The sequence below is a fragment of the Vibrio sp. 10N.261.55.A7 genome, assembly GCF_002877365.1.
GTDB lineage: Bacteria > Pseudomonadota > Gammaproteobacteria > Enterobacterales > Vibrionaceae > Vibrio.
Map to the genome: position 1 here is coordinate 1 of NZ_MCWZ01000036.1, position 3,846 is coordinate 3,846.

Below are 3,846 nucleotides of genomic sequence, written 5' to 3' on the forward strand. Positions count from 1 at the left end.
CCATTTTACTGTACCAGTTGCTTTAGACATGATGTCTCCTTAATTTTCAAAATAATTCGCATAAATGCAGTTGTAGCCAAAAGAATTATTTATGTGTTGTTGCGATATATGGCAGGAAAGACTCCATGAACAAGCTGGTAAGCTGGCGTTCGAGGATTTTCAAATACATAACACTTCATTCATATAAATAGGTCTGATATCAGGCCGAGACGAATACTAGCATACTCTCTTGGAGAAAGTGGAGTGTTTCTTGAAAATAAAAACAGCCGCTTTCTGTAAGAACCTAGCGGCTGTTTCATTATTGTCGTTATGCTGACCAAGTGGCTGTGTTTTTAGTCACTATAAGCGGGTTAGTTAAGCAATCTTAAGCCACTTGGGAGTGCATCGCCGAACACTCGCTTCGTTTCGTTTTCAGTGAGTTCAGCTACCTCGTTCACTAGATTAACCCAAGATTCGGGTACCTTACTCTTACTGAGTTTGGCCAATACGTCTGCTCTGAAATCATCAGAGATATCAAACTGACGATCACCAGTCTTACGACAGATCATCACGGATGCAAACGCAATCATAGGCTCCTTTTGCCAGTCCTGCTGCAAGAGCGTTGGCAGCCATTGTTCGGCTTGCTCTCGTGGAATAACCGTATGTTGGCTGCCATAGAGTGGGGTTCTCGAAGCAAGTCGGCCAACTGCCCACCAATGCGCCTGTTCAAACTGTCCATGGTTGATGGCCTTGCTCATAAACCAGTTAGTCAGCAGGACCTTATCTTCAACCTCAAGGTGCTCTAATGATGCAGCCAAGCGAACCATAGACTCGTATCCATTGTCTTGGGCAAGCTGCGCTGTTTTCGGGTTTTTCATGGCACCTGGGTGTAGGTATTTGGCAATGTCTGCCAACAATGTCTCTTGTTGTTCTTGGTTAAGACCGCCCGCAATACGACGCCAAAAGACCCACCAATCCGTCCAACCCTGGTGGTTCTTAAACTGAATGTTTTGCTGATAGAGCGGCCATAGCTGATCGATACGCCAAGAGTCAGTCGCATCACCAAACCCTGGCCTCATTGTGTAGCCCGCGAGTCTTAGCCAATTCTTCTCATGAGATTCTGAGCGCCTTCTGCGCTTTTTGCCCAAGGCAAAACTATCGAATAATTGACGAAGTGTAGAGAAGTCCCAGAGTTCACGCTTACCAAGAGATTTCTCTAGATTCTTGGTGAGTGTTTTGATCTCTTTGGAATCGGCGTTTTTCTTGTTGCCACTATAGAGTCGAGAAATGAGCGCTTTTGCTTCGATGAGCTTAGGGTCGCTCTTGTTTTCTTCGTGATCGTCAGTGGATTGGTTGCGAACCTCAAACTCAAGGTTCCATCGTTTGTTGCTCTCAGCAGCCACGCATTCGAGTTGAAGCGTGCCGACTTCCGTAAGTTGGCAAGCAAGCTGAACTTCTACGCGCTCTTTTTGGTTTTCATGGAGAGATGCATCCGGCTCACCTTCCAGTGTTGTAATGTAAGGTGGCAGTGGTGAGTATAAGTCTGGGTCAATGTCGACGAGCAAACCATTTTGCGCTTCAACATTGTTGGCTAGCCTATCGTGGGTCGATGTCAGCAGATTAAAGCGAACAGGCTCCCCAAGCGTTAGGGAAAATTTACGCCCACTTAAGCGAATTTCTTGGCCTTCCTCTGTCCCTTTTGCGAGCAGGCACAGTGCTTGGCTTTTCTTGTTTTTCTGTTCTAGATGCAAAAAGTAAGAGCGAGCCGACCCTCCGCCAATCTTAAGTAGTGCACCTCGACGAGCTTTGGCAAACGCGACCGCGCCTAGCGCAACAGATAGATCGGGATGCGGGTTATCCAGCAAAGTGATAGGTCCGTTACGCCACTGCTCAAGTAGTGAGGTCATACGCGAAGTCACAAGCTCACTGTTAAACACGCCACCATTTAACAGCAAAGCGACTGGAATTGCTGGCACTGATCCATCAATTTCAGTCTGACTGTTTTGAGAAAGAGCCGAGCGAGAGACTTTCTGATGTTGCTGTAGAAACTGAGCCAAGTGCTTGCTGACAGCAGGGTCGGAAACATAAGGCAACCCAAACTCGACCATCGCAGCTCGACGTTTATCTGGTATCTGACCAAAATCACTCAAAGGAAAGAAGCCGTCCAGAGCAATTTGGTGGACTTCTTGTTTGGTCAAATTCACACTTTTAGTGCCACCTAACAGTCGAGAACCACTGCCTAGCATGGTGATCTTCATCTCTTCAGGCGCGTTGTTTGAAAGCAACTGCTCTTTGGCACGACGAGTCTGTTGGATTAACTTGGTTAAGGCGGCAGCATTCAATTTTTTGGATTGATTAAATCGCTGTTCTGCAAGGTGCGCTAAGGCCAAGTCGAGATTGTCCCCGCCAAGCATAAGATGATCGCCAACCCCGATTCGATTCAGCGCCAATGGATTGTTGTCGTCGATCTTGGCTTCGATAAGGCTAAGGTCGGTGGTACCGCCACCGACATCACACACCAAGATAAGCGGTAGCTGAGCTAATTCCGTGTCAGCGCTGTCTTTGTGACGAGAGTGCCAGTCATAGCAAACCGCTTGTGGCTCCTCAAGCAAGATGATTTTTGGTAAGCCCGCCAGTTTAGCGGCTTCGATGGTGAGTTTTCGAGCCGTTTCGTCAAAGGATGCCGGTACGGTGACGACCACATCCTGATTTTCTAGAGGGTTGCTAGGATTGCGATGATTCCATGCAAGACGAATGTGATTGAGATAACTGGCACTTGCGACAAGCGGGGATACTTTTTCTACATCCGCAGCGCCTGCCCAAGGCAGAATGTCCGATTCTCTGTCTACCGCCTGATGAGACAACCAGCTCTTTGCACTTGCAACTTGTCTGCCTTCGACTTTAGCGCCAAGCTCTCTTGCCCATTCGCCAATAATAACCTGTTCAATGTCGCCTTTAACTTGCGAGTCTTGCCAAGGCAGAGTGACATCAGAAGGGGAAACTTGCCCTTGCGCAGGATGGTAACGGAAAGAGGGAAGCAGTGGCTTTCTAACCACTTCGCCAGGCCCTACTAGTTGGTCAATTTCAAACAGTGAAACTGATTCTTGTTCTAGTTGATCGCTATTTTCACAATACGCCACAACTGTATTCGTTGTACCAAGATCGATACCAACGAGAAATCGAGATGATGCCATTTGCACACCCTAATTATGAAAAAACGGCATCTAAATTAGATGCCGATGATGTTTACTGTGTCAGCTCACTTGAAGCCGAATCTTCTCGCACATCGAACTCGACATGCCATTTTTGACCATTGTCGGTGGCAATGGCTTCAAGGTAAAGCGTGCCAAGTTCTGTCACGCGTGATACCAAGCTTACAGGGACGACTTCACCTTCACGGCGGCCTTCAGAAACAGGTAATGTGACTTGAATTTCGGGCAACTCTTCGAGCTCGCTTGGTGCCCAGTGATCCAGATGTGTCCCCGCTTCATCGTCTCGGCGCGTTGTTGAACCGTAGAATTGGAAATGGACGGGTTGCCCAATCACAAGACCAAATTCTTGGCTTGGCACTTTGGCGATAGAACCTTCTTCCATACCAAATGGGGCAATACACAATGCCTCTAATGGTGGTGCCATTCCTGGAATGGCTGGCATCGCACTTTCAATTCCCACGTAGTAACTAGAAGCAATACCTCCGCGAATACGAACACCTTGGCCGTGACGAACGCAGCCATAATAGGCCGCGCCGCTTGCGACAGCGAGGTCAATGTCTAGACCCGTCAGCGATTTGGCTTCTGGTTGTCCGGCAGTCGTTAGCCAAGCATTCAGTGTGTCACGCAGACGACTTGCTAGCAGTTCTGATTTCAA

Annotated in this window: 1 protein-coding gene and 1 pseudogene; both read right to left on the minus strand. The window is 48.0% G+C overall.

Translation table 11 applies throughout. The annotated features are described in order from the left end of the window. Positions 1-350: 350 nt before the first annotated feature. Complete coding sequence (locus tag BCU12_RS03900; RefSeq protein WP_102403078.1) at positions 351-3,173, minus strand: Hsp70 family protein; 2,823 nt, start codon at positions 3,171-3,173, stop codon at positions 351-353. 52 nt (positions 3,174-3,225) lie between these two features. Next, a pseudogene (locus BCU12_RS03905) lies at positions 3,226-3,846 on the minus strand (Hsp70 family protein); the annotation flags it as partial.